Genomic DNA, 24,889 nt, shown 5'->3' with positions numbered 1-24,889 from the left:
AATCCTAGTTTAGGGGGCGCGAACTGGCGATTATGAACCGAGCTTCTCAGATCGGCCTCCTGGCCGGACCCATCGTTTTCCTGCTGCTAACAAGTTTTTCGGGCCACCTGATTTCCGACATGGGCGACAAGGTGCTGGCCGTCGCTGCCTGGATGATTATCTGGTGGATCACCGAAGCCGTTTCCATCTCGGTGACCGCCCTGCTCCCACTGCTCGTTTTCCCCTTGCTCGGGGTAATGGACCTGGCGGACGTGGGGGCCAATTACGGGAGCCCGATCATCTTCCTGTTTTTCGGGGGCTTCGTCCTGGCGCTTGCCCTGGAGAAAGTCAATTTGCACAAACGGATTGCGCTGAGCATCATCCACCGAACGGGAACCAGCCCGGACCGGGTTATCCTCGGGTTTATGATCGCCACTGCCGCCCTGAGTATGTGGATCAGCAATACGGCGAGCACCGTGGTCATGCTCCCGATCGCCATGTCGGTGATTGGCCTGCTGATCCGGGACCAGGACGGGTTTACGCCGAAAGACCGGAACTTTGCCCTGAGTGTCATGCTCGGCATTGCCTTTTCGGCAAATGCAGGCGGGATCGCCACGGTGATCGGCACCCCCCCGAATTCCGTACTGATCGGGCTCCTGGAAAACGAATACAATACGGAAATCTCCTTTCTGAAGTGGATGACCCTGGGCCTTCCGGTCTCCATCATCCTGATTTCCATCTCCTACTGGGTCCTGGTCAAATGGATGTTTCCGTGCAAAGGACTCGCTTTCGGCACCTCAAAAGACGTCATCCGGATTGAACTCGAGAAGCTCGGCCCGGCAAGCGGGCGGGAGAAAATGGTCCTGGTCATCTTCGGGATCACCGTTTTCCTGTGGATTTTCCGCACGGTAATCAACGGGATCTTCCCCGGGCTGGACCTGACCGATACGGCTATCAGCATGTTCGGGGCCCTGGCGCTTTTCTGCGTCCCCTATAATTTTAAGAAGGGCTCTTTTATCCTGAAGTGGAAGGATACCTCCCGCCTGGCCTGGGGCATATTGATCCTGTTCGGAGGGGGATTGGCACTCGCCCGGGCCATGTCTGCCAGCGGCCTGGTAGACCTGGTATCCGCGGCAATTGCCGGCAGTGAAATGAGCGTCCTGTTTACCGCCTTCCTGTTGATTGCCCTGATGCTCTTTATGACCGAGCTGATGAGCAACGTGGCACTGGTAGCCGTACTGGCACCCGTGGTAGCGGGGATTGCGATCGGACTGGACATCCCCATCCTGCACCTGCTCATCCCGGTGACCATTGCGAGCAGCTGCGCATTTATGCTGCCCATGGCCACCCCGCCAAATGCGATCGTATTTGCCAGCGGGTATATCCGCGTGCACCAGATGGCGCGGGCCGGGATCATCCTCAATTGTATTTCCGTCGTGTTGCTCGTACTGCTCTTCCAGTTCGGGATCCCCTACTTTTTCTGAACGCACCCGGTATTTGTCCCGCCGGTCGGGTAGTTCCAGGTCGCCCCTGAAATAGTTAAGCCCCTGCCATGGCAGGGGCTTAACAGCTGACTAATTCAAATAACTGACAGAAAATGAGATTATTCCATCATCTACAAAAGCACCTTGCGTAGAGGAGCCTTCTACAAATATAGACGGGAGTTTCCGTGAATTGTTACATACAGACAGGGGTTTAACGAATCTTTGGCCAATTGTTAAGAATCTTTTGGAAAAGCAACTGTAGGGTAAATCCGACAAAATGTTCGATTTCATCGATTAACTGTCAGGCGGGCAACCCGATTCGGGACCTCTGCGACCCTTTGCCCACAAACCAGGTGCCCTTCACATCAGAAATCGGCCAAAAGACAACATCGCTACAGGTGGTATGGGGCGTTCCCCTAATTTTGATAGTAACCTAACCCCCTGAAACCATGAATTACAAAACAAAAAGTCTACTGTATTTCCTGGCCTTCGCCGCAAGCGCACTGATCTATTATACTTCTGACCATCCTGCAGGCGACAACCAACCCGGGCAAAATGAAATTGCCGCCAAAACTCCCGTCGAAGATGAGTCTTCAGCAACTTTCTGAGTTATTCCCGGAACGTTAAACATCTGCCAAATACACAGTCGGGATTAAACCCCCGGCTCCTTTCGGATTCTAATTACCAGAACCCTAAAAGAAAGAAGTATGAAAAATTGGATTTTTACAGGACTGCTCTTCCTGGGCCTCTCCCTCAGTGCCCAGCGCGGTCCCCGACCCCACCACGCACATTCGGATGCGCCAAAACTGACCAGCGAACAAATCGCCACCCTGCAGAGCAAAAAGCTTACCCTGGCGCTCGACCTGAGCAAGAGCCAGGAGAGCCGGGTCCGGGAACTCCTCGAAGAACGGATTGCTGCTAAACGCGAACTTTTCAACCAACGGCGTGATGGCGCGGATTCCACGGGAATGCGCGGGCAACGGCCGAATTTTGACTCCATGGACGAGCGCCTGGATGATCAGATCGCATTCCAGCGCGAATTGCAGGAAATACTCAGTGAGGAACAATACCAGCAGTGGAAGGAAATGCGCCACCACCGTAAAAAGCCGCAGCGGCATGCCAGGCGGATGCACGGAAAAAGCTAACAATGAGAACAGGGCACGGCCCTGTTTTTTTTATACGATTCCCGAAATGTGCGCGTTAGAAAATAAAGACATACCCGTATTATGTGCCGTTTCCTGAAAATTCTCCTAATCGCCACCCTGGCCTTCCAGGCAACCGCCCTGAATGCCCAAAAGAACAAAAAGGACAAAAAGGACAAAGCCAAAATCACTGTTGCGGACCTTCTTGCCGAAGCCAACGCCCAGGCCGATACGCGCACTGCGGAGATCGCCGATGAATTCGGCATTACCGCCCCCGAGGAAAAAAACAAGATCAAACAGGCATGCCGCAAATACTACAGGGGCCTCGTCCAGTTAGAACTTCGAAACTCCACAAAAAACTCCAGCAGTTACCAAAAGCGGCAGGAGAATATCCGCAAGGACTATTACCGGGCTCTGCGCAAGGTACTCCCGCAATCCTGACGCCCTAGTCTTTCAGGGCACCGGCGGCTGCATCGATGGCCAGGTCCAGGTCTTCAGCAGTCAGGGCATCATTGAGGAAATAACTCTCAAACGCACTCGGGGGCAGGTAAACGCCCCGGTTGAGCATGCCGTGGAAATAGTTGCGGAACCGGTCGTTATTGCCCGTAGCCGCCGATTCAAAATCCCGAACTTCCCGATCCGAAAAGTGTACGGAAATCATCGAACCGAAACGGTTGATCCGGTAGGGGTGTCCGGCTTCCTGCAGGACGTGCTCCAGGCCTTCGTGCAGGTAGGCGGTTTTCGATTCAAGGCGGCTAAACACTTCGGGATCTGCCTCAATGGCGCGCAACATCGCCAGGCCAGCACCCATGGCGAGCGGGTTGCCGCTCAGGGTACCCGCCTGGTACACCGGGCCTTCCGGGGCCAGGTGCGACATAATTTCGGCAGGGCCTCCGAAGGCGCCTACCGGCAACCCGCCACCGATGACTTTCCCAAAGGCTACAAGGTCTGCGGAGATACCCAGGGCTTCCTGGGCTCCGCCGGCTGCCAACCGGAACCCCGTCATCACTTCATCAAATATGAGCAGCGCCCCTGAATCGGTGCACAGCTGGCGGATGCCTTCCAGAAATCCCGGCTCGGGCGGGATACACCCCATGTTCCCGGCCACGGGTTCCAGGATCACGGCTGCCACCTCCCCGGGATTCGCCTCAAACAACCCCTTTACGCTTTCCAGGTCATTGTATCGGGCCAACAGGGTGTCCCGCGCTGTCCCCTGGGTTACCCCCGGGCTGTTCGGGCTGCCAAAAGTCACCGCCCCGCTTCCGGCTTCTATCAGGAAGGCGTCGGCATGGCCGTGGTAGCACCCGGCAAACTTGATGATTTTTTCGCGTCCGGTATAGCCCCTGGCCAGGCGGATCACACTCATACAGGCTTCCGTGCCGCTATTGACAAACCGGATTTTCTCGATGCCGGGTACCATGGAAACGGCGAGTTCCGCCACTTCGGTTTCCAGGGCCGTGGGCATACCAAAGGAAGTGCCCTTTTGTGCCCTTCGGGTGACGGCCTCCACCACGGGTGGAAAAGCGTGCCCAAAGAGCAGGGGGCCCCAGGAGGCTATAAAGTCGATGTACTCATTGCCATCTTCGTCCGTAAAACGGGATCCCGCTGCTTCCCGGACAAATACGGGGGTGCCCCCTACGGATTTGAACGCCCGAACGGGGGAATTCACCCCTCCGGGCAATACCCGGCTGGCCTGCCGGAACAGTTCGCTGCTGCGCTTGTATCGCATATTACTTATTGTTGGAATCGGCCCGGACTTTCAACAACTGCCCGATTGCCAGGGCGCTGCTGCTGAGCCTGTTGATTTTCATGAGTTCGTCCACGGACATGCCGTAGCGGCGGGATATGGCGTACAGGGTATCCCCCGCCTGCACCCGGTGCGTATTGTAGATCCCTTCGGACACCGTAACCGGCGCCTTCCGGCGGACCATGGTACCCAGCACTTCGGCGTCGTAACGCTGCAGGTTGTACCGTTCAATCAACCCGATGAGTTTCTGGGGGTAACGGCGGTCCGTGGCATAGCCCGCCGCCTTCAGGCCCCTGGCCCAACCCCGGTAATCGTCGGGGTCCAGGGTAAAGAGTGACCCGTAACGGGACCGGCTCGAAAGGAAAATACTGTGGTCGCGGAAGGAGTACATCGGGTGGTTGTATTTCCGGAAGCATTCCCCCCGTGCGTCATCGTCGTGGGTGGCGTAGTCGCCCTCCCAGCCCGTATGGCATTTGATACCGAAATGGTTGTTGGTCTTCCGGGTGAGCTCCCCCATGCCGAAACCGCTCTCCAGCAGGCCCTGGGCCAGGGTGATGCTCGCCGGGATCCGGTAAGTCCGCATTTCGCGCTGGGCAATTTCGGCAAAGGTCCGGATGTACTCCTCCGGCGATCCGATCTCAAAAAATACGAAATCCCCGGTGTCTTCCGGCAAGTCTCCGGATGGGGCCGACACGCTCTTCTGCCCCGTCGGCGCAGGGTTGGCCCGCGAGGCCCGTTTCTTGCTCCCGCAACCTGTAAGGAGCCAACCGGCCAGGCATGCAAACAACAATATCCTTCTCATAGTTGCAACAAAGGTAAGCCCTTTTTCCCCAATTTCAGGTTCATGCCCCGGATTCCCTGCAACCCCCCGGTGTGGATGGCGAGGATCCGCGTCCCCGGTTGAAACTGCCCCCGTCGGGTCTCCTCCAGGATGCCGTAGAGCATTTTGCCCGTATATACCGGGTCCAGGGGCACCCCGGTTTCGGTTCGGAAATCATTGATAAAACGGACCAGGCGGGCATCGATTCGGGCATACCCCCCAAAATGAAACTCCCCGGACAGTGTCCAGTGTTTCCCCGGAATCCAGTCCCGCAAGCTGGCTTCCAGGCCGGATGCCTTTAGCGATGCATATCCGCGGACCTGCTGCCCCGGCACTGCTGCAGCCGCCAGTCCGGCCAGGGTACCCCCGGTGCCTACGGGGCAGCAAACCCGGTCGAATCCGGCATCGGCCTCGCCGAGGATTTCGGCACAGCCCCGGACGGCCGCCGGGTTTGTCCCCCCTTCCGGGAGCAGGTAAGCCGGGCCAAATTGCCCCAGTAGTTCCTGAAGGTATTCCGGGGATTGTCGCCGGGCATAGTCCCGACGGGAGACAAAATGCAAATGCATGCCTGCATCCCGGGCATCCGCCAACGTAGGGTTCAGGGGGGAAACCGCCAGCTCGTCCCCGCGGATGACTCCGATGGCCCGAAACCCGAACTGCCGTCCCGCGGCAGCCACGGCGTGGATATGGTTGGAAAAGGCACCCCCGAAGGTGAGCAGGGTTTGGTGCCCGCCCCGTTGCATCTCCCGAATGTTGTACTTGAGTTTTCGGTATTTGTTCCCGGACAGACCCGGAAATAATTCATCTTCCCGACGGATCCAAAGCCGGACGTCCCGCTCCCGAAGTATGGGAAGGTCAATCTCGCAGGTGGCTGCCTCCGACATCTTAGGATGGCTCAAAGAGGTAACGGACAAAACGGAAGGCGCTGCGGTTCTCCAGGTACTCAGCATCCCTTTCGTGCCAATAAGCCTCGCGTTCAAAACTGATATTCCTGTAGGCCTGGTAGGTATCCAGGTAGCAGATGCAGCGGATGGTCCATTCAACCGCGTACCACAAATAGAAAAAGACCACCAGGAGTTCTGCCTGTTGGCGCAGGTGGATGCGTTCGTGGTTGATCAGCACCCGGTCAGCCTTCAGGGCCGGGTTCCGTAAAATTATAAACGGCCAGAGGGAAAGGCCCACATAGCTCCGGTAGAAAAAATGTTTGAAAACCAGGATCATACCGTTTGCATAACGTACGCTTGTAAAGATAATTGTTAAAATCGGACGAACGACATTGCCCCGTTCGCTATCCGGGAAAACGATTGTCGAATCCATGAAGTCCTTTGTGGGATCCATGAAATCCTTTGAGGGATCCATGAACTCCAAAGCCCCGACAACGCAGGGCACGGGCGAATTTTAGTAAATTTACGAAGGAACCCCATCCGGATGCCATGAAGGAACCCGAACTGCCGGAAGACGCAGATTTTTACTGGACCCCCGAAGGGTACAAGGTCTTTACCGCCCGGTACCACCTGAAACGGGGCTATTGTTGTGAAAGCGGTTGCCGCCACTGCCCCTACGGCTACGACCCCCGCACCAATACGCAACGCGGCGGCAAGGGCCGCTGATTGCTTCCCGGACCATCGCCAGCCGGCAGCCACTGCCGACACGTGCATTTCCGGGGGATTCGGCACGATATTTGTGCCATTATTTAAAAAATTGCTGATTAAATTGAAGAAACTATGAGACCCATATTGAAAACTACATTCCTGCTGGCGGGTTTTGCCCTGCTGGCCAGTTGCAGTTCGGTCCGCGTCGCTTCCGACTACGACCGGGACGCGGATTTTTCCCGCTATGCTACCTATGCTTTTTACAAAACCGGGATCGACAAGGCGCAGATCTCCGACCTGGATAAAAAGCGAATCCTGCGCGCTATTGATAATGAAATGAGCTCCCGGGGATTTGTGAAATCGCAGAACCCGGACCTGCTTATCAGCATCTTTACCACGGAAAAGGACCGGGTGGATGTTTACAACAACAACTTTGGCTGGGGTTGGGGCTGGGGTTGGTACAACCCCTGGGTCTGGGGGCCGGGCGGCTGGAATTACGGCCCCACGGTAACCACCCGTACGGAAGGTACGCTGTATATCGACCTGATCGATGCGGAGGCCAAAGAGCTCGTCTGGCAGGGCAAAGGGACCGGCATCCTCGGGAACACCTCGAACATCGAAAAGAAAGAAGCGCGCATCCGGGCCTTCGTATCCCGAATCCTGGAGCGCTATCCGCCGGGTGGCGTCGCTGCCAACTAACCCTTGTTCTGGCCTTCCGCAAAACCCAGAACCCTGCCCCGGCAGGGTTTTTCCGTTTTTCGGGTTACCTGTCAAATTCGTATCTTTAAATAGCGTGAAAACTAATCTATGAGCTACGAAAGCAACCCGATACTGGACCGCCTGCCCAGACACCTGAGGCAATACATCAAACCTCAGAACTACGACGATTACACCCCTATCGACCAGGCCGTCTGGCGCTATGTAATGCGTAAAAATGTAGATTACCTCAGCCGGGTGGCCCACCCCTCCTACCTGCCCGGATTAAAGAAAACAGGGATTTCTCAAGACCACATCCCGAACATGTACGGCATGAACCGCATCCTGAAGGAAATCGGCTGGGCTGCCGTGGCGGTAGACGGGTTTATACCGCCCGCGGCCTTTATGGAATTCCAGGCCTACAACGTGCTGGTCATCGCTTCGGATATCCGCCAGCTGGACCACATCGAATACACCCCGGCCCCGGATATCATCCACGAAGGGGCCGGCCATGCCCCGATTATTGCGAACCCCGAATACGCGGAATACCTGCGGCGGTTTGGCGAAATCGGATGCAAGGCGATATCCAGTGCTCACGACTACGAGGTTTACGAGGCTGTCCGTCACCTGTCCATCATCAAAGAGGCCACGGGTACGGACCCGGAAGAAATCGAAAAGGCCGAGGCCCGAATTGACGAGTTGCAAGCCGGGGATGTAGCGCCCAGTGAAATGTCCCTTATCCGGAACCTGCACTGGTGGACGGTGGAATACGGCCTGATCGGCACGCCGGAAAACCCGAAGATCTACGGGGCCGGCCTGCTTTCTTCCATCGGGGAAAGCAGTTGGTGTATGACCGACAAGGTGAAAAAAATCCCCTATTCCATCGAAGCGGTGCGGACTTCCTTTGACATTACCAAGCCCCAGCCGCAATTATTTGTAACCCCCGACTTTGCCTTCCTCAGCCAGGTTCTCGAGGAGTTTGCCGGAACCATGGCCCTGCGCAAAGGCGGCCTGGACGGCATCGAAAAACTGATCCGCTCAGCGGCCCTCGGTACGGCTGAGTTCAGTACGGGCCTCCAGGTTTCCGGGGTATTCACCGATGTGGTTTCCCACGACGGAAAGCCCGTTTATATCCAAACCCAGGGGCCCACGGCCCTTGCCTATCGGGAAAAACAACTGATCGGGCATTCGACGGCCCACCACCCGGACGGTTTCGGCGCGCCCGTGGGCAAGCTTAAAGGCATCAACCTGGCCATTGAAGACATGAGCCCGCGCGACCTGAAGGCCTACAAAATATATGAGGGGGAACGCGTACGCCTGGAATTTGAAGGCGGGGTGGTCGTGGAAGGCGATATCGTCACGGGGACCCGGAACCTGCAAGGCGAGATCATCCTGATTACCTTTTCGGACTGCCGGGTGACCCATGCAGGCCGGGAGCTCTACACCCCGGACCTGGGGCTCTACCATATGGCAGTAGGGGAACAAATAGTTTCGGCTTTCAACGGGCCCGCCGACAACGCGAGTTTCGACCGGGTGACACACACCCCGGAAACCACTACAATCAAGCCCAGGAAAAGCCCGGAACGCTTGCGGCTGGAACGCCTGTACGGCCAGGTCCGCGAATTCCGCGAGGGAACCAACACAACCATCTCGCGCAACAAGGTGCTGCGCGAACTCAAAAACCATTTCCCAGAGGACTGGCTGCTCCCGGTGGAACTCTACGAACTGGCCAAAGGCGGGAAAGACGCCGATTTTGCCGGTGAAATCCTGGACCACCTGGAAGCTGTCAAGCAGCGGCGGCCCGAAATCGGCCACCTGGTTGATGACGGGGTATCCCTGGCCCGGGGAGAAACGGTTACTTACTGAGCGCCTCCCGGTTCTCCGGGGTGTCCAGAAGCTGCGGGATGGGTTCCTTGCGCCTGGGAAGATAACTTACCGGATATTCCCTCCCATTGCGCCGCACGACCAGTTCTACTTCTTTGTCGGTAGCCCCCATGTAGATGCTCCGGGATAGAACCCGATCCCCCTTGCGGACACCGGAGGCAAATGCCGCGGATTCCGGGTCGACTGAAATAACGGAGTCGCGCTCCGGGCTGAAAGTAAAGCCCAGGTGGAACAGGTCGGCACCCGTTTTAAAATCCAATTCCAGGTCGCGGAAGTAATCTTCCAGGGGCAGGAGCTCCCCGTTTTCGATGTATTTGTGAAAAAACGGCTGCAAATCCTCCACCAGGTAGGCATTGGCACGCTTTACAAAATGGCCTCCGGAAAGCTTAATCCCCTTCTCCCGGCTGTCCTTCAACAAGTCCCGCATCAGGTTGTCCAGGCTTTTGCGACGTTCGGAAACAGCCCGGATCTGCTGGTCCAGGTAAAACGCAAACAGGAATCCGCGATAATAGGGGAGCTTTTCATAATCCCGGCTGCTCCAGAAATTTTCATATGTAATATCGCTATTGGGGGCCGTACGGACGGGGGAGGCTGCCAGTTGCCGAATTTTCTCGTTCACCGCTTCGATGTAATACCCCCAGTCCTTCCCGGCAATTCCGTAGGCAGCGATGTTTTTGGCCGTGTAGTATTCGGTGAAACCCTCGCTGAACCAATACTGGGCTTCCTCCGATTCATTCTCAATGGCGTGGCCAATCCAGTTGTGCATAAGTTCGTGGTTGAACAGGTATACCAACTGATCCAGGGACGTGGAAGCATTGTTGGAGACGGAAGTGGCAAAAGAATTGGTAAGGCCCGTGCCCTGGTAACTACTGCCCCGCTCCAGGGAGAAGGGGCGCATCGTCACGGTAAAATAAGGCTGGCTGTGGTCCTGCCAGAAGTCCCGCTGGGCGGCAAGGGTTTGCCGGAGAAGATCCATGACCTCTTCGGGCGAAAAGGGTATCCAGTCGCCCCGGATGGCCAGGTGGACGGTATTGCCCTTTACGTCGGCGGTCAGCACCCGGAAATCCCCCCCGACAAACACCGCACTCATAAACCGATCCAGGTCGATGGCGCCCAGGTCCTGCTCCGGTTGTTGGCTGCCAAAACTATTGTGGACCACCCCAGGGGCTTCCCATCCTTCCCAGGAAAGCCTCACGGCAGCCCGGTTTCCGAAACCTTCTCCGGAAGCCTGCCCTTGTCCCTCCCCGGCCTTCCCGCCCGCCTGGTAATGCTCGGGCACCATCAGCAGGTTATGCGCAAATACATGGAAATACTCTGGTTGGACGATTGGTCGGTAGGTCAGGGAGGGATCCCCGGAAAGCGGTTGGTCCTGGATGATTTTATAGCCAACCTCCAGGGGGCCGGTGCCAGTCGCGTGGCTGATCTCCACCCAGCCGCTGTCCCGGTTGATGACCGACGTGCCCTGGCCGGCATGCATACGGAGGTCTTTCACGGTATTCCAGAGGCTGTCCTGCCCCCAGGCATTGTCGGCAAACAGCAGTCGGGTTTTCCCATTTTCTGCGGGCTGGAAGGCAATCCTTACCTGAAGGGCGGGCAGGGAATCCCAGGAACTCCGGGATATCTTATAATCGAGACCCGGCAGGACGGGTTCCGGCTGGCACCCGGAAAACATGACGAAAAGGGCCGGGGCGATTACCCGGCACAGGAAAACGATTCGGCGCATCAATGGTGTGTTTACCCTAATAGACGAAAAGTCGGCAAAAGTGTTTCATTTCCCGGAGGCCGATTTTAATCGCGGAAGACATCCGGCCCCGGCACCGTGTCCAGGGGGCGCTCCTGATAGGTGAGTTGCCAGCCCATGGACCGGGTGAGCACCCAGAATTCCGCCAGTTCGCTCAAAAGGCGGTTTTGCGCATTGCTGCGCAGGGTGGAAGCTTCCACCTGACTGCGGATGCGCTCTGTTACCCGGTGCTTGATCGCGTTGTAATCCTCTGCCCCGAAGGGGTTCAGGAAGTCTGCCGTCACATCGTAGTACTCGATATCCGGTACAATCGCAATCTCCGGTTCGGGGATGTGCAGCAGGTGCAGCGTTCGGGTTTCCCGGTCGAGCCGGTAGGAAAGCCCTTCCAGGTCATACGCTACCGTGGCGCGGGCATTGACTACCACCAGGGCCCGTTTGCGGGCAGACAACAGGGATCCGAATAATTCCCGGGAATCCTCGTAGGTGTATACCTCTGCAAAGTGTCCTTCGGTCACAATCAGTTTGGAGACCTGCTCCAGCTGTTTCTGAATCAGCAGGGACTGCTCCTGCAACACCGATTCGCGTTCGGACTCCTGCCGGCAGGACCGGTAGATCAGGACGGCCGCCAGTGCCAGTAAAACGCCTGCGATAAATCTTTTCATGTTGAATGCGCTGTTCGCGCGGTTCGGTTATTGCAAATAACTTGCAGCCGCCTCCAGGGCTTTCCCAATGCCCGAGGGGTTTTTTCCCCCGGCCGTGGCAAAGAACGGCTGTCCGCCGCCCCCTCCCTGGATGTGTTTGCCGAGTTCCCGGATAATGGCCCCGGCATTCAGGTCTTTCTCCGCTGCCAGCCCCTTGGAAATATACAGCGTCAGGAGGGCCTTCCCGTCCTGCTCTGACCCAAGCAGCAGAAAAAGGTCTTCCACCTCCCCGCCCAGCTGGAAAGCCAGGTCTTTCATGGAGGAGGCATCCAGGTCTACCTGCCGGGCGAGGAAATGGACCCCATCCCGCTTATCAAGGGCCGACTTGAGGTCGCCCTTGAGGTTGCCAGCCTGTTCCCGCTTAAGTCTTTCGAGTTCTTTTTTCAACCCGGCGTTCTCCTCCTGCAGGCTCTCTACAGCCTGCAACGGGTCCTGGGCGTTTTTCAACCGGGTCCGGATGGCCTCCAGTACGCGTTCTTTGTCGGCAAAGTACTCCCGTACCGCATCGGATGTTATCGCCTCGATACGCCTTACGCCGGCTGCGACAGCACTTTCCGAGAGGATTTTAAAATGCCAGATCTCGGCGGTATTATCCGCGTGGGTGCCCCCGCAGAGCTCGATGGAATCCCCGAAACGGACTGTGCGGACCGTATCGCCGTACTTTTCGCCGAACAGGGCCATGGCCCCCGCTTCCAGGGCTTCCTGCATGGGGACCCCTTTTTTTATTTCCACGTCAAGGCCGTCTGCTATCCGCTCATTGACAAAGTCCTCAACGCGCCTGAGTTCCTCGTCCTTCAACTTTGAAAAATGCGAGAAATCGAACCTGAGATACCCGGGCTGAACGGCAGAGCCCTTTTGTTCCACGTGACTACCCAGGACCTCCCGCAGCGCCTGGTGCAGCAGGTGGGTGGCCGTGTGGTTGCGCCGGGTCTGCTTACGCCTCTCGGCATCCACCACGGCGAGGAATTCGGCACCGGGGTCTTCGGGCAATGCTTCGGTAATGTGCAGGATTTCGTTGTTCTCCTTCCGGGTGTCTAGAATTTCCGTAACCGCGCCGCCAGAACCCTCGAGGTGGCCGCTATCCCCCACCTGGCCGCCGCCCTCCGGGTAAAACGGGGTGGTATCCAAAACCAGTTGGTATAGCGTGCCGGTCTTCTTGCTCTCGACTTTCCGGTATTTCCGGATTCGGGAGCGGGCTTCCAGCGCATCGTAGCCTACGAACTCGGAAGCCGGCCCCGGATGTACTTTCACCCAATCTTCGGCAGCGCTCTCGGAGGCCGCCCGGGAGCGGTCCTTCTGCTCCTTCATGGCCGCGTCGAACCCCTGGCGGTCCAGTTCGTAGCCGCGCTCCCGGAGGATGAGCGAGGTCAGGTCGATGGGGAACCCAAAGGTGTCGTACAGTTCAAAGGCCCTGCCGCCATCCACGGTTTTCCCCCGGGTTTCGGCGATTACGGCATCCAGGCGCGCCAACCCCTGTTCCAGGGTCTTCAGGAAGGAAACTTCTTCTTCCCGTACCACGTTTTCGACCAGCCGGCGTTGTTCGGCCAACTCCGGGAAGGCCTCCCCCATCTCCGCCACCAGGGTACCCACCAGGCGGAACATAAAAGGCTCCCGGGCACCCAGGAAGGTAAACCCGTAGCGGATGGCGCGGCGGAGGATCCGACGGATCACATAGCCGGCACCCGAGTTGCCTGGAAGCTGGCCGTCTGCGATGGTAAAAGATACGGCCCGGATATGGTCGGCAATGACGCGGATGGCAATATCGTCCTCCTCCGATTGGCCGTAATCCTTGCCGGTGATCTTTCCGATCTCCCTGATCAGCGGGGTAAACAGGTCCGTATCGTAATTGGACCGAACCCCCTGCAGGACCATGCACAGCCGTTCAAAGCCCATGCCCGTGTCGATGTGCTTCTCCGGAAGGGGCTCCAGGCTGCCGTCCGCCTTTCGGTTATACTGAATAAAAACCAGGTTCCAGATCTCCACCACCTCGGGGTGGTCCTGGTTGACCAGTTCGGACCCGGGGGTTTTCCGGCGTTCTTCTTCCGGGCGGATATCGACGTGGATCTCCGAACAGGGGCCGCAGGGCCCCTGGTCGCCCATTTCCCAGAAATTGTCTTTTTTGGACCCCATCAGGATCCGGTCTTCCGGCAGGATGGCCTTCCAAAAGTCATAGGCCTCCTGGTCGCGCTCCAGGGCGTCCGCATCGGAACTTCCCTCAAAAATGGTCACATAGAGCCGGTCCCTGTCGATCCCGCAGACTTCCGTCAGGAATTCCCAGGCCCACCCGATGGTTTCCTCCTTGAAATAATCGCCGAAACTCCAGTTGCCGAGCATCTCAAACAATGTGTGGTGGTAGGTGTCCCTGCCCACCTCTTCCAGGTCGTTGTGTTTGCCGCTTACCCGGAGGCACTTCTGGGTGTCGGCCACTCGGGGGTATTTCGGGTTGCTCACCCCCAGGAAATACTCCTTGAAGGGGTTCATCCCGGCGTTGACAAACAGCAGGGTGGGATCGTCTTTGACCACCAGGGGGGCCGAAGGCACGATCCGGTGTCCGCGGTCTTTGAAAAATGTTAAAAATCGGCTTCGTATCTCTCTGGAAGTCATATAAGAACGTCCTCTTACTTTAAATTTCGGTTATTATGCGAAACTATTTTTATATTTGTTGGTCAGCATCCTGAGACGGCACAAAAATAGGATAAAATCCCTTCATGACTAAGGTTAAGTACTATTACGATCCGGACACGCTTTCCTACCGGAAGATTGAGCCGAAAAAGTCCCGGAAGTACCGGAATATCGCGCTTTTTGTGATTGCTTCCGCCTTATTCGGCTTTATGGGCCTTATGCTGTTGCTCAATACGAACCTGCTCAACACGCCCAGGGAACTCGCCCTGCAGCGGGAAGTGAACAATTTTGAATTGCGGTTTGAGCTCCTGAACCGCAAAATGGACCAGATGGAACAGGTACTGGCCAATATCGAAGACCGGGACAACAATATCTACCGCCTGTATTTTGAGGCGAACCCGATTCCGGAGGAACAGCGCCGGGCCGGGTTCGGCGGAGTAAACCGCTACAAGGACCTGGAAGGGTTCAACAATTCGGATATGATCATCGCCACCACGAGGCGTATGGAGATCATCCAGAAGGAGATGGTCATCCAGTCCAAATCTCTGGACGAGATCACCAAACTGGCGGCTGAAAAGGAGGAATTGCTTGCGGCCATTCCGGCTATACAACCCATCAACAACGATAACCTTACCCGAATGGCCTCCGGGTACGGTTGGCGCTCGGATCCCTTTACCAAAGCGCGCAAAATGCATTGGGGCATGGATTTTACTGCTCCGCGGGGCACACCCGTCTACGCTTCCGGCAACGGGACCGTATCGCGGGCAGACAACAACGCCTCCGGCTACGGAAAGCACATCCGGATCGACCACGGCTACGGATATATGTCCCTGTATGCCCACCTGAGCAAGTACAACGTCCGCCGCGGCCAGCAGGTCAAGCGCGGGGACCTGATCGGTTTTGTGGGAAGTACCGGGCGGAGCGAGGCGCCCCACCTGCACTACGAGGTATGGAAGGACGGCGACCGGATCAACCCGATCAATTTCTACTACGGCAGCCTCACGGCCGAGGAATTCGATAACATGCTCATCCGCGCCAACCAGGAAAACCAATCGCTCGACTGATGCACGTAGAACTTCCAGAGAAACGGTATTACGGCATTGGCGAAGTGGCCCGGGCCTTTGACGTGAACACCTCCCTGATCCGTTTCTGGGAAAAGGAATTCGACGTATTGCAGCCCAAGAAAAACGCCAAGGGAAACCGCAAGTTCACCCCCACGGATATCAAAAACCTGGAGTTGATCTACCACCTGGTCAAGGAGCGCGGTTTCACCCTGGAGGGCGCTAAGATCCACCTGAAGGAGCACCGCCAGAAAACCCTCAGCAATTTTGAGATTATTCGGAAACTCGAACGGGTTAAGGCGGAGCTGACCAAGATTAAGGACCAGCTCTGATGTAACTTTTTAGCGATTTTCGCTACTCATTCAATACAACCATCAAAAACCGCAATAGCATGAAAAAATGGCTTATCCCTTTAATAATAGTCGTCCTCGTTGTTTTCGGCGTATATCGCTGGGCCGTGAGCTTCAACAACACGGCTGTCACCTATGAGGCCAATGCAGAAACCGCCTGGTCCAATGTGGAGAGTTCCTACCAGCGGCGGAACGACCTGATCGGCAACCTGGTAAAGACGGTGCAGGGAGCAGCGGATTTTGAGCGGGAAACCCTGCAGGAGGTGATTGAGGCCAGGTCCCGGGCAACCTCCACCACCATCGATGCCAACAACCTCAGCGCCGCCCAGCTGGCCGAATTCCAGCAGGCTCAGAGCGGCCTGTCCTCCGCCCTTTCCCGCCTGCTCGTGACCGTGGAACGCTACCCGGAATTGCGGGCCAACCAGAATTTCCTGGAATTGCAGAGCCAGTTGGAGGGCACCGAGAACCGCATCAACGTGGCCCGCGACCGCTACAATGAGGCCGTGAACACCTACGACATCCACATTAAAAAATTCCCGAACACCATCCTGGCAGGCTGGTTCGGCTTTGAGGAGATGCCGCGGTATACGGCAGATGCCGGCTCGGAAGTAGCTCCCGACGTGAATTTCGACTTCGACTAGGCCATGTCAGAAGCCGATGCCCTTTTAAGCCCGGAGGAAGAAACCGAGGTAGTTCGCGCTATCCGGGAGGCAGAACGACAAACCTCGGGGGAAATCCGCGTGCACCTGGAATACACGGCCCAGGGCGACCCCATGGAACGGGCCCGGGAGGTATTCCTCGCCCTGAAAATGGAGAATACCCGGGAGCGAAACGGGGTACTGATCTACGTCGCCGCCAGGGACCACCGTTTTGCCATTATCGGAGACAAGGGCATCGACAAGGCCGTTCCTGCTGGTTTCTGGGATTCTACCCGTGACGCCATGCAAAACCACTTTCGCAATGGCCGGTTTGCCGAAGGGCTCATCGCCGGCATCCGGAGTGCGGGCCGCGAACTAAAAACCCATTTTCCCTGGAAACCCGACGACACGAACGAACTGAGCAATGAGATTTCAAAAGGCTAGCCGCATCTTACTACTTGCCTGCCTGCTTGCGGGCAGCTGGCTGAATGCCCAGTTCCAGATTCCGGAAAAACCCCCGGAATCCGGGCAAACCAGCCTCTACGACTATTACGGGTTACTGAGCGACACCCAGGCACAGCAGTTGGAGCAAAAGCTCATCCGCTATTCGGACAGCACCTCCACGCAGATCGTGGTGGCCATTATCGCCTCTACGGAAGGGGAAAACATCCAGTACCTCGGGGCGCAATGGGGCCAGGCCTGGGGCATCGGCCAGGAAAAGGAGGACAACGGCATCCTGGTGCTGCTCGCCCGGGACGACCGGCGGATCGGAATCAATACCGGATACGGGGTGGAGGAGTTTCTCACGGACGCCCTGTCCCGCCGGATCATCAACCAGGTGATTATCCCGGAATTCAAAGCGGGCGACTACTACGCCGGCCTGGACAAGGGGACGGATGCCATCTTCCAGGTGCTGACCGGCCAGTTTGAAGGCTCGGGCCGTACCGACGGAGGGCGCTTTCCCTTTGGGGCATTTTTGCCGTTTTTAATCTTTATCGTAGTAATAATTATCCTGGCGTCCCGTCGCAACCGCGGGGGTGGTTCGGGCGGCCGCAGGCGCGGCCTGGACCTCTGGGACGTGATCATCCTCAGCAACATGGGCCGGTCCGGTTCCTCCGGAGGCGGCTTTGGCGGGGGCGGCGGCTTTGGCGGCGGTTTCGGGGGCGGCTTCGGGGGCGGTGGCTTCGGGGGCGGCGGTGCCTCCGGGGGATGGTAAGCCTGTTAATCATCGATTGCCGGGCGGAGGCGCAACAAGCCTGCCCGGGGTAGCCAGACAGGAGCGCACTTCACCGGCAGTTGGCAAACTACTTCTTCCTCATAAAAATGTCCATGGGCACACCTGTGAAGTCGAACTGTTCGCGCAATTTGTTTTCCAAAAATCGCTTATAGGGGTCCTTGACGTATTGCGGCAGGTTGCAGAAGAATGCAAATTGCGGGAATGGCGTGGGGAGCTGGGTGCAAAACTTGATCTTGACGTACTTCCCCTTGATTGCCGGGGGCGGGTACTTCTCGATAATGGGCAGCATCAGGTCGTTGAGCTTCCGTGTGGGAATCCGCCGGGACCGGTTCTCGTAGACGGTCACGGCCGTCTCGATGGCCTTGAAGATGCGCTGCTTGTTCAGGGCGGAAATAAATACGATGGGGATGTCCGTAAAGGGGGACGTGGCTTCCTTGATCATTCTGGTGTATTCCTTGACGGAGCCCGTTTCCTTTTCCACCAGGTCCCATTTGTTCACCAGGATGACGATCCCTTTGTGGTTGCGCTGGGCCAGCCAGAAGATATTCTGTACCTGGCCATCAAAGCCCCGCGTGGCATCTACCAGGATCAGGCAGACATCGGAATGCTCGATGGCCCTAACCGAGCGCATGACCGAATAAAATTCCAGGTCTTCCTTCACCTTGGATTTTCGCCGGATACCCGCCGTATCCACCAGGTTGAATTCAAAACCGAAGCGGTTGTATCGGGTATCGATACTATCCCGGGTGGTGCCCGCGATATCCGTAACGATATAGCGCTCTTCCCCAATCAGCGCATTGATAAAGGAGGATTTCCCGGCATTCGGGCGGCCAACCACCGCAAACCGCGGCAGGGCTTCCTCCCTGGGGGGGCGCTCCGGCAGCACGGGGACCAGGGCATCCAGCAATTCGCCGGTACCGCTCCCATTGATACTGGAGACGGGGTAGTATTCCCCAAGGCCGAGGGAGTAAAATTCCACGGCATCCTCCAGGCGGGCGGCATTATCCACCTTGTTGACCACCAGGAATATGGGTTTGTCCACCTTCCGGAGCATGCGTGCCACCTCCTCGTCCATCCCGGTAACGCCGGTGACCGCATCCACCATGAACAAGATGGCATCGGCCTCATCGACGGCCAGGAGGACCTGCTTGTCGATTTCCTTTTCAAATACATCGTCGCTGCCGACGACATATCCCCCCGTATCGATCAGGGAAAATTCCTTCCCGTTCCAATCGCTCTTGCCGTAGTGCCGGTCTCGGGTAACCCCGCTCACGGCATCCACAATGGCCTCCCGGCGCTGGATCATCCGGTTAAAAAAAGTTGACTTCCCAACATTGGGACGTCCCACAATTGCTACAATGGCAGACATAGGCGTGCTTCAGGCCACAAAGGTAGTGTTAAAGGGGTAGATATGAAACGGGTGGGTGCAGGTGGTGGCGAAGCGGCTTACAGGTCTCCGGTCACGGTACTCCGCTGCCGGTACCTGTTGCCGGTGAGGTAGCTCTCTCCGATCTCCCGGGACCGCACCACGCGGGCCGGGCTGCCAAAAGCCACCGCGTTGGAGGGGATGTCATTCATTACCAGTGAACCGGCACCAATCACCGCATGCTCAGCTACCTGGATGTTTTCAACGACGTTGGCCCCCAGGGATACAGCCGAACAATAGCCCAGTTTGAAATTGCCCCCGGTACCGACCCGCGGGGCAAGGCTCGAAAAATCGTCCATCAACCCGTCGTGTCCGAGGGATGACAGGGTATTGAGGATGCAATGCTGTCCCACGCGGGAATTTGCATTGACGATGACCCCCGGCATAATCACGGAACCCTGGCCAATCTGCACATCCTTGCCGATACTGGCAGACGGGTGTACAGCGCTTACAAAGCGGAAAGACGGAACGATGCTCAGGATACGCTTGACGATGGTCCGCCGGATCCAGTTATCCCCAATAGCCACAATGCCGCCGTGAATATTAAACGTCTCGATGAGGTAGGGAAGGTCGTAGGAGGTACCCAGTACCTCGTATCCGTTCTTTTTGGTTCCCTTGGGTTTGTAGGAATCCAGGAAGCCAACCGGCTGGTACAGCCCCTCGGACTCCAGGATGTCCAGAACGACGCTGCCATGACCGGACGCACCAAAAATGATGATGTTTTTCATGGGATCGGGGGCTTTTAGGTATTTCATCGATGAAATGCAACATTTCGTCGATAATTCAAAGATATAAAAAGCAGCTGAGCGCTCCCGGGTGTTTTTTCTTAAAACGTAGGAATTTTTGACTCAGATGCCTGTAGGAGGAACGGGATAGCTCATATCGATAAAATACGGGCTCCCGGAACCCGGGGAGTTTTCGGATTGCTGCGGGCTACTTGGAATCATACCCAAACCGGCGCAATTGCCGCGCGTCGTTACGCCAATTCTTGTTTACCTTGACAAACAACTCCAGGAAGACTTTCTTGTCGAAAAACGTTTCCAGGTCCTTGCGGGCCTCCGTTCCCACACGCTTCAGCGCGCTGCCCTTGTGCCCGATCAGGATGCCTTTTTGCGTGGCCCGCTCCACCATGATCACCGCCCCGATACGGATGATCTCGTCGGTTTCCTCAAACCGTTCCGTTTCGATTTCGACGGCATAGGGGATTTCTTTTTTGTAGTGCAGCAGGATCTTTTCCCGGATGATCTCATTGACGAAAAAGCGTTCCGGCCGGTCGGTGAGCTGGTCCTTGGGGAAATAGGGAGGTGCCTCCGGGAGCAGTGCCAGGATGCGGTCCAGCACCTCCGGCACCCCAAAACGCTCCAGGGCCGAAATCGGGATGATTTCCGCGTTGGGGAATTGCTCCGTCCAAAAAGCTACCTGCTCCTCCAGCTGCCCCTGGTCCGAGGTGTCTATTTTATTGATCAGGAGCAAAACCGGGATCTGGCTGCTCCGGATCTTTTCGGCAAATGCCTCGTCCTTCAGGCCCTTCTCCCCCACTTCCACCATGTAGAGGAGAACATCCGCATCCACTAGGGCCAGGCGAACGAAGTCCATCATGGATTCCTGCAACCCGTATGCGGGTTTGATAATTCCGGGGGTATCCGAAAATACGATCTGGAAGTCGTCCCCGTTGACGATCCCCAGGATCCGGTGGCGGGTAGTCTGGGCCTTGGAGGTGATAATCGACAGCCGCTCCCCGACCAGGGCGTTCATCAGGGTGGATTTCCCCACATTCGGGTTCCCGATAATATTGACAAATCCGGCCTTATGCTCTTTCATGGCGCAACTGCTTAAAATATTTTTTTGCCGCGGCGTTCACCCGGGGGGCGAGCCACAGTACGGCGATCATATTTGGGATAACCATCAGGGCGTACGACAGGTCGATGAGGTTTTTGACGAGCTCCAGGGAAGCCACAGCGGCAAAGACGATCATGACGACAAAATACCAGTTGTAGTACTTCCCGATCCGCGCGGTGGTCAGGAACGAAAGGCTCTTGACCCCGTAATACGAATACGTGAAGAGGGTTGAAAGCGCGAAGGCGGTTACGATCAGCATCAGCAATTCGTCCCCGTATCCGAACAGCGTGGTGCGGAAGGCACTGAGGGTCATAACAATCCCGCTCCCGTCTTCCAGATAGGCCCCGCTCAGGATAATGACCACAGCGGTAAAGGTGCAGACGAGGATGGTGTCGATAAACGGCCCGAGCATGGCGACCAACCCTTCCTTGATGGGCTCGTCGTTCCGGCTTTGGCCGTGGTACATGGGTGCACTCCCCAAACCGGCCTCGTTGGAGAACATCGCCCGGCGGATCCCGATAATGACCAATCCCCAGAAACCGCCCGTGACGGCGGTCTCAAAATTCCAGGCTTCCCGGAGGATCATGCGGAGGGCCGGCCAAACCTGATCGGAATTCAGGACCATCACCACGATAACCGCCACCAGGTAAAGCAATACCATGAAAGGGACGATGGCCGAGGCCACCTTTGCGATCTTGGTGAGCCCCCCGAAAATCACGAAGGAGGTAATTATGGCCAGTACAATACCGATCAGCAGCTTCCAGTTGAATTCCGACGTGGCCCACAGGGTTTCCGTGGGTTCCACAACGCTCATAAACGTTTCGGTGAACTGGTTGGCGGTAAATACCCCGAGGAACCCAAAGAGGCCGCAGATGCAGAAGAAGACCGCCAGGGGCTTCGCCTTTGGCCCCATTCCCTGGGTAATGTAAAACATCGGGCCTCCCTGCAATTTTCCATCGGAATCCGTACCCCGGTACATGATGGCCAGGCTGCACGAATAGTATTTGATACACATGCCGATCAGCGCTGTCATCCAGATCCAGAAGACCACGCCCGGCCCCCCGTCGTGGATGGCAATAGCCACCCCGGAAATATTCCCCAATCCCACGGTGGCCGCCACCGCAGCGGACAATGCCTGGAAGGAACTGACCTCCCCCTGGGCCTTTTTATCGTCGTATTTTCCCGCGGTTATCGCCAGGGCGTGGCGGAAATACCGGTACGGGGCGAAGCCGGAATAAAACACCAAAAACAACCCCCCGCCGATAAGCAGCAGGAACATGGGCCATTCCGTATAGGGGATCAGGCCCGCTATGAATTCATTGATAACTTCCATCCGAAATTCCTCAATGGCCGAAGTTAGGGAATTTCGCAAAAGCACCCGGCGGCAGGATAAATATTTCCCCCAGCCAACTTTTGATTAAACCAATAAATCGTCGTATATTTGCCGTCCACATCGCGGGGTAGAGCAGTAGGTAGCTCGTCGGGCTCATAACCCGAAGGTCGCTGGTTCGAGTCCAGTCCCCGCTACAAAGAAAGCCATCGACAGAGTCGGTGGCTTTTTTCTTTGGGAGCATGCCAAGCTCGCTTGAGCATGCGGACAGAGGAAAAAGGCAACGCCGCGCGCCAGCGGGGCGGATGGCTTTCTTTGTTAAGCTCCCCCATTCTGGCCGCTTTCGAACGCAGTGAGAAAGCAATCCAGTCCTGTGGGGCATGGGTGGCCGCTTTCGAGGCGAAGGCGAGAAAGCAATCCAGTCATCCACCAGACTGGCTTTCCTTTTAAAGCCCCCCATGGCCGCTTTAGGATGGCGTGAACTTCTTGATATTTTCTCCCAGGTCGAATACCCGGACGCTTTCGAGTTCCCTGGAAAGAATACTACTCCCCGCAGCGCTGCGATACCCCCCGGCACAGTGCACCACCACCGGTTTTTCCGTTGGGATTTTACCGGCCGTACCGCGCAATTCATTCAGGGGGTGGGAAAGCGCATGGTCAAAGATCTTGCCTTCCTCCACCTCGCTGGCGTTCCGGACATCGATGACGGTATATCGCTCCGGATGGGCCTCAAAATCCTGCAGGTCCAGCGACCTGCTCTCAACCAAATTCCTCCCGTTCAGGGTGAATACCGATTGCAACTGTTTTTCGTACCCAATTTTCGACACCCGGTTCAATATCGCTCCCAAATCTGCAGACCGGTCAATCACCAGATGGAATTCCTCCCGGGGCTCCACAATAGACCCCAACCAGGTCTCGAACTTGTCATCCATGGAAGTGGCCTGTATGTTGATACTCCCCTCCAGGTGACCGCTTTTAAAATCCTCTTCAGCCCGCGTATCCACAATAAGGCCTTTCTCAGACCCATGCATCCTGAACGGTACGGCAGCCAGGGCCTCCCTCAGGTTCCCGGCTCCGGTTTTATTCACATCGACGTTAAAACCAAAATAGCCTGGAATAAACGGTTGGCTGTCGAGCAAAGTACTGATGAATTCCTCCTTACTTTGATCCTTAAAGGCCCAGTTGCCCATGCGTTCATTGCCGAGTGTACTGCTTTTGTCACTGCTTAAATTTTTGCCGCAAAGCGATCCGGCGCCATGCGCAGGATAGACCTGTGCGTCATCCGGTAAGTTCTTGAATTTATGCTGTATCGTATGGTACATCATCTCGGCGAGTTCCTGTCTTTTGGCCCGCATGTTTCCGGCCTTCTCCCGCAGGTCCGGACGGCCCACGTCGCCAATAAAGAGCGTGTCACCGGTGAAAAGTGCCGTATTCCCGTCCGCCTCAGCAACCACGGTAATACTGTCCGGGGAGTGGCCGGGGGTATTGATGGCTCGTAAGGTCGCCTTCCCGATTTTAAGCACATCCCCCTCATCAAAGCCCTTATTCGGATAATCCGCCCCCAGTTTTTTACTGTTGTATATAGTTGCCCCGGTTTCGCGGTGTATTTGCAGGTGGGAACTGACAAAATCAGCGTGTGGATGCGTCTCGATAACCGCGGTGATCCGGGCACCGTGTTCCTCTGCAATTTTGTAATACTGCAGCGGGTCGCGCTCCGGGTCTACCACGGCCATTTCCCCATCGCTGATCAGGGCGTAGGAATAATGGGCCAGGGGTTTGTATTCGAATTGTTTAATATGCATGGTTCAAGTCTTTAATCGTGTTAATCGGAAAGTATAAATTCCACCGCCATTTGCACATGCAGGTGGGTGGTAGCCAACAGGGGCATGTCAATATCGTCCTCTTTGAGCAAAATCGGTAATTCGGTACACCCTAAAATAATCCCTTCCGCACCCCGGGCCCGGAGAAGTTCCATTTGACCGGTGAAAAACTCTCTGGCGGGGGGCGTAAATGCCCCCTGGGTAAGTTCTTCGGACACGAATTTATGGGCCTTTCCGATATTTTCGGCTTCCGGAATCAGGACTTCCATATGGTAATTTGATTTGAGGAATCCTGAAATAAAACTGCCTGTCATTGTCGGCCGATTCCCCAGCAGCCCCAATTTCTTCAGTCCCAATCGCTCCGCCTCCTTTCCGGTGGCATCGGCAATATGCAAAAAAGGGATGCCGATTTTTGGCTGCACGTTGTCATAGGCCATGTGGGGGGTATTGGCACAGATGACAATAGCCTCCGCACCAGCCTGCTCCAATTTTTGGGCTACATCCAGGTACTTGGCGTTGATTTTCCGGGGGTCCTGTTCCCGCATCAATTCAATGTTGATACTGTGCAGGATCAGGGGCGGATTGGCATGCCTGCCAATCTCCTCTCCCACCTGTTCATTGATACAGCGGTAGTATTCAATAGTGGAATGCCAGGAGGTGCCGCCAATAAGCCCCAGTGTCTTCATTTCAATGGTTATAACAACATACCATTACCTGAAAAGCGCTCCGGATTTCCCGTAATTCGATTCAGGCTTCAGGGGTTGGTTTAAAAGAAGGAAA

At 56.4% G+C, this 24,889-nt stretch carries 25 protein-coding genes and 1 tRNA gene; 13 read left to right on the top strand and 13 right to left on the bottom strand.

Features of this window, described 5'->3' with window-relative positions; translation table 11 throughout:
• The first annotated feature begins 32 nt into the window (after positions 1-32).
• From RB2501_RS05830 to RB2501_RS05820, 4 genes are all read left to right on the top strand, one after another.
• Positions 33-1,463: an SLC13 family permease gene (locus RB2501_RS05830; RefSeq protein WP_015753839.1), complete on the top strand. Its 1,431-nt coding sequence runs from the start codon at positions 33-35 to the stop codon at positions 1,461-1,463.
• Positions 1,464-1,912: 449 nt separating this feature from the next.
• Positions 1,913-2,071: a hypothetical protein gene (locus RB2501_RS16225; protein WP_015753838.1), complete on the top strand. Its 159-nt coding sequence runs from the start codon at positions 1,913-1,915 to the stop codon at positions 2,069-2,071.
• Positions 2,072-2,170: 99 nt separating this feature from the next.
• Positions 2,171-2,608, top strand: coding sequence for a hypothetical protein (locus tag RB2501_RS05825; protein WP_015753837.1), 438 nt, complete (start codon positions 2,171-2,173; stop codon positions 2,606-2,608).
• An 81-nt stretch (positions 2,609-2,689) separates the two neighbouring features.
• Complete coding sequence (locus tag RB2501_RS05820) at positions 2,690-3,046, top strand: hypothetical protein (protein ID WP_015753836.1); 357 nt, start codon at positions 2,690-2,692, stop codon at positions 3,044-3,046.
• 4 nt (positions 3,047-3,050) lie between these two features.
• Here the strand turns inward: RB2501_RS05820 and hemL are convergent, their stop codons facing one another.
• The 4 genes from hemL to RB2501_RS05800 are packed head-to-tail and all read right to left on the bottom strand — an operon-like array spanning position 3,051 to position 6,393.
• Positions 3,051-4,334: a glutamate-1-semialdehyde 2,1-aminomutase gene (hemL, locus tag RB2501_RS05815; RefSeq protein WP_015753835.1), complete on the bottom strand. Its 1,284-nt coding sequence runs from the start codon at positions 4,332-4,334 to the stop codon at positions 3,051-3,053.
• Between the two features lies 1 nt (position 4,335).
• Positions 4,336-5,154, bottom strand: coding sequence for a glucosaminidase domain-containing protein (locus RB2501_RS05810; RefSeq protein WP_041327020.1), 819 nt, complete (start codon positions 5,152-5,154; stop codon positions 4,336-4,338).
• Positions 5,151-6,056, bottom strand: coding sequence for a 1-aminocyclopropane-1-carboxylate deaminase/D-cysteine desulfhydrase (locus tag RB2501_RS05805; RefSeq protein ID WP_015753833.1), 906 nt, complete (start codon positions 6,054-6,056; stop codon positions 5,151-5,153). Before RB2501_RS05805 ends, RB2501_RS05810 begins: the two co-directional genes overlap by 4 nt.
• A gap of 1 nt (position 6,057) precedes the next feature.
• Positions 6,058-6,393, bottom strand: coding sequence for a hypothetical protein (locus RB2501_RS05800; protein WP_041327018.1), 336 nt, complete (start codon positions 6,391-6,393; stop codon positions 6,058-6,060).
• Positions 6,394-6,605: 212 nt separating this feature from the next.
• On the opposite strand from RB2501_RS05800, the gene RB2501_RS16220 reads away from it, so the two are divergent.
• From RB2501_RS16220 to RB2501_RS05790, 3 genes are all read left to right on the top strand, one after another.
• Complete coding sequence (locus tag RB2501_RS16220) at positions 6,606-6,782, top strand: DUF5522 domain-containing protein (protein WP_015753831.1); 177 nt, start codon at positions 6,606-6,608, stop codon at positions 6,780-6,782.
• A 114-nt stretch (positions 6,783-6,896) separates the two neighbouring features.
• Entirely contained in the window at positions 6,897-7,463 is a 567-nt protein-coding gene (locus RB2501_RS05795) for a DUF4136 domain-containing protein (protein WP_041327016.1), read from the top strand.
• A gap of 108 nt (positions 7,464-7,571) precedes the next feature.
• The gene (locus RB2501_RS05790; protein WP_015753829.1) at positions 7,572-9,326 is read left to right on the top strand and encodes an aromatic amino acid hydroxylase; all 1,755 of its coding nucleotides are present in this window, start codon (positions 7,572-7,574) and stop codon (positions 9,324-9,326) included.
• Here RB2501_RS05790 and RB2501_RS15755 read toward each other — a convergent pair.
• From RB2501_RS15755 to alaS, 3 genes are all read right to left on the bottom strand, one after another.
• Positions 9,316-11,067: a M61 metallopeptidase family protein gene (locus RB2501_RS15755; protein WP_015753828.1), complete on the bottom strand. Its 1,752-nt coding sequence runs from the start codon at positions 11,065-11,067 to the stop codon at positions 9,316-9,318. The two genes, RB2501_RS05790 and RB2501_RS15755, sit on opposite strands and share 11 nt — an antisense overlap.
• Positions 11,068-11,132: 65 nt before the next feature.
• Positions 11,133-11,747: a DUF4230 domain-containing protein gene (locus RB2501_RS05780; protein ID WP_015753827.1), complete on the bottom strand. Its 615-nt coding sequence runs from the start codon at positions 11,745-11,747 to the stop codon at positions 11,133-11,135.
• Positions 11,748-11,774: 27 nt separating this feature from the next.
• Entirely contained in the window at positions 11,775-14,390 is a 2,616-nt protein-coding gene (gene alaS / locus RB2501_RS05775; protein ID WP_015753826.1) for an alanine--tRNA ligase, read from the bottom strand.
• A gap of 104 nt (positions 14,391-14,494) precedes the next feature.
• Between alaS and RB2501_RS05770 the strand changes: the two genes are divergently transcribed.
• Genes RB2501_RS05770 through RB2501_RS05750 form a run of 5 tightly spaced genes read left to right on the top strand, consistent with a single transcriptional unit; the run spans position 14,495 to position 17,673 of the window.
• The gene (locus RB2501_RS05770) at positions 14,495-15,472 is read left to right on the top strand and encodes a M23 family metallopeptidase (RefSeq protein WP_015753825.1); all 978 of its coding nucleotides are present in this window, start codon (positions 14,495-14,497) and stop codon (positions 15,470-15,472) included.
• Positions 15,472-15,801: a MerR family transcriptional regulator gene (locus RB2501_RS05765; protein WP_015753824.1), complete on the top strand. Its 330-nt coding sequence runs from the start codon at positions 15,472-15,474 to the stop codon at positions 15,799-15,801. The genes RB2501_RS05770 and RB2501_RS05765 overlap by 1 nt, the downstream gene beginning before the upstream one ends.
• A 59-nt stretch (positions 15,802-15,860) precedes the next feature.
• Positions 15,861-16,460: a LemA family protein gene (locus tag RB2501_RS05760; protein WP_015753823.1), complete on the top strand. Its 600-nt coding sequence runs from the start codon at positions 15,861-15,863 to the stop codon at positions 16,458-16,460.
• Positions 16,461-16,463: 3 nt separating this feature from the next.
• Positions 16,464-16,901, top strand: a complete 438-nt coding sequence (locus tag RB2501_RS05755; protein ID WP_015753822.1) for a TPM domain-containing protein — start codon at positions 16,464-16,466, stop codon at positions 16,899-16,901.
• Positions 16,882-17,673: a TPM domain-containing protein gene (locus RB2501_RS05750; RefSeq protein WP_015753821.1), complete on the top strand. Its 792-nt coding sequence runs from the start codon at positions 16,882-16,884 to the stop codon at positions 17,671-17,673. Before RB2501_RS05755 ends, RB2501_RS05750 begins: the two co-directional genes overlap by 20 nt.
• Before the next feature lie 88 nt (positions 17,674-17,761).
• Here the strand turns inward: RB2501_RS05750 and der are convergent, their stop codons facing one another.
• From der to RB2501_RS05730, 4 genes are all read right to left on the bottom strand, one after another.
• On the bottom strand, positions 17,762-19,063 hold the full coding sequence (der, locus tag RB2501_RS05745) for a ribosome biogenesis GTPase Der (protein ID WP_041327015.1): 1,302 nt from the start codon (positions 19,061-19,063) through the stop codon (positions 17,762-17,764).
• A 77-nt stretch (positions 19,064-19,140) separates the two neighbouring features.
• Positions 19,141-19,848 (bottom strand): acetyltransferase, encoded by a 708-nt coding sequence (locus RB2501_RS05740; protein ID WP_041327532.1) that lies wholly within the window; start codon positions 19,846-19,848, stop codon positions 19,141-19,143.
• A 205-nt stretch (positions 19,849-20,053) separates the two neighbouring features.
• The gene (era, locus tag RB2501_RS05735) at positions 20,054-20,941 is read right to left on the bottom strand and encodes a GTPase Era (protein ID WP_015753818.1); all 888 of its coding nucleotides are present in this window, start codon (positions 20,939-20,941) and stop codon (positions 20,054-20,056) included.
• A complete protein-coding gene (locus RB2501_RS05730; protein ID WP_041327530.1) occupies positions 20,928-22,292 on the bottom strand; it encodes an alanine/glycine:cation symporter family protein in 1,365 nt (454 codons plus the stop codon). Before RB2501_RS05730 ends, era begins: the two co-directional genes overlap by 14 nt.
• Positions 22,293-22,413: 121 nt before the next feature.
• On the opposite strand from RB2501_RS05730, the gene RB2501_RS05725 reads away from it, so the two are divergent.
• Positions 22,414-22,486 (top strand) — tRNA-Met (locus RB2501_RS05725).
• Positions 22,487-22,756: 270 nt separating this feature from the next.
• Here the strand turns inward: RB2501_RS05725 and RB2501_RS05715 are convergent.
• Both RB2501_RS05715 and RB2501_RS05710 read right to left on the bottom strand, forming a co-directional pair.
• A complete protein-coding gene (locus RB2501_RS05715) occupies positions 22,757-24,091 on the bottom strand; it encodes an MBL fold metallo-hydrolase (RefSeq protein ID WP_015753815.1) in 1,335 nt (444 codons plus the stop codon).
• 20 nt (positions 24,092-24,111) lie between these two features.
• Complete coding sequence (locus RB2501_RS05710) at positions 24,112-24,795, bottom strand: aspartate/glutamate racemase family protein (protein WP_015753814.1); 684 nt, start codon at positions 24,793-24,795, stop codon at positions 24,112-24,114.
• Positions 24,796-24,889 lie beyond the last annotated feature (94 nt).

The organism is Robiginitalea biformata HTCC2501, assembly GCF_000024125.1.
Taxonomy (GTDB): domain Bacteria; phylum Bacteroidota; class Bacteroidia; order Flavobacteriales; family Flavobacteriaceae; genus Robiginitalea; species Robiginitalea biformata.
The sequence above is the reverse complement of the archived record's forward strand: the minus strand, read 5'-3'. Positions and strand labels throughout refer to the sequence as shown.